1 protein-coding gene is annotated in these 1,380 nt (G+C 46.1%); it reads left to right on the top strand.

The genetic code is table 11. The annotated features are described in order from the left end of the window. Window positions 1-95 precede the first annotated feature (95 nt). Complete coding sequence (locus tag L5M28_RS23885) at window positions 96-1,112, top strand: IS110-like element ISSpu22 family transposase (RefSeq protein ID WP_263204536.1); 1,017 nt, start codon at window positions 96-98, stop codon at window positions 1,110-1,112. The last annotated feature ends 268 nt before the right edge of the window (window positions 1,113-1,380 follow it).

The raw sequence follows: 1,380 nt of genomic DNA, 5'->3' as shown, positions 1-1,380 counted from the left end.
AGGGATAATGGAATGGACCCATCCACTTTTAATCGGCCTCGCAATGGGCCACGATGTAGTCGCTAAAACTCATCAGAAAGAGGACGGGTCCACCTATGAAGATTACTACAATCGGTTTAGATATCGCAAAGTCTGTTTTTCATGCTGTTGGTGTCGATAAAGCAGGCAAGTTAATCAAAAAGAAAATGCTTAGACGCAAAGACTTGCTGCCCTTTGTCGCGAAAATTGAGCCTTGCCTTATCGTTATGGAGGCGTGTGGCGGCGCGAGTTATTGGGCCAGAGAATTTGAGCAATTTGGGCACGTAGTTAAGTTAATTGCCCCGCAGTATGTGGTTCCTTTTAGGCAAGGTAATAAAAATGACTACAACGATGCACTAGCCATTGCGGAGGCTGCGCAGCGGCCCAACATGCGGTTTGTAAAACCCAAAAGCGTCGAGCAGCAAGATGTGCAACTGCTCCACCGTATGCGGGAACGATTAACTAAACAATCAACAGCCTTAATCAATCAAGTCAGAGGGATGCTAGCGGAATACGGCATTGTGATGACCAAAAGTAAATCGGCTTTTAAAGCCCAGCTACCTGATATTTTGATCGATGAAGCCAATACATTGACCACCAAGGGTAGAGCCATATTTTATCAGTTATATGATGAGGTTATCGACATTGAAAAACGGCTTAAGAGTTGTGATACCCAAGTACTAAACGAAACTCAAAACAATGTGATTTGTCAGCGATTACAGACTATTCCTGGTGTTGGGCCTGTCACCGCTACGGCGATTTATGCTGCAGTGGGTGACGGCAAAGACTTTAGCAATGGCCGACATTTTTCAGCTTGGTGTGGCTTAGTACCTAAGCAGCACAGCAGTGGCGGGAAAGATAACCTCCTCGGGATAAGTAAGCGGGGAAACGCCTATTTACGTACGCTGTTCATCCACGGCGCCAGAGCGGTGTTGCGGCACAGTGGGAGTAAGTCGGATAAGTTGAGTTGTTGGGCTATCCAGCTAGCGGAACGCCGAGGTTTCAATCGTGCGTGTGTGGCCGTCGCGAATAAGCTCGCCAGAATGTCATGGGTTATCGCGGCACGTGAAGAAGAGTTTCGGCTCGCTATGTAACAACATCAAATGTACTTATTATGTTAACGATTAACCAACCAGCAAGTTGCTAAGACACTTGATTTGATGATGAGACAGTCAGACTGATCTACTAAAAACCTTACGAAAACACAGGCTCTGATGAAGCCGCAGGGATGATAAGGACAGTAGAAGCAAATATCCATCAGGGCCAGAGGAATCCCTCAATAAGAGGCCGAATATATGGGTGCAATGAACTCTTCTCAAAATTGATATCGAATGTCTTGCAAACCGGATGGGTCCATATATG

Origin of the sequence: Shewanella sp. SW32 (genome assembly GCF_025653365.1) — a bacterium.
GTDB lineage: Bacteria > Pseudomonadota > Gammaproteobacteria > Enterobacterales > Shewanellaceae > Shewanella > Shewanella oncorhynchi.
The sequence above is the reverse complement of the archived record's forward strand: the minus strand, read 5'-3'. Positions and strand labels throughout refer to the sequence as shown.

Bases quoted from the DNA above. Each gene is read 5' to 3' on its own strand.
- L5M28_RS23885 (WP_263204536.1), top strand. From the start codon at position 96: ATGAAGATTACTACAATCGGTTTAGATATCGCAAAGTCTGTTTTTCAT.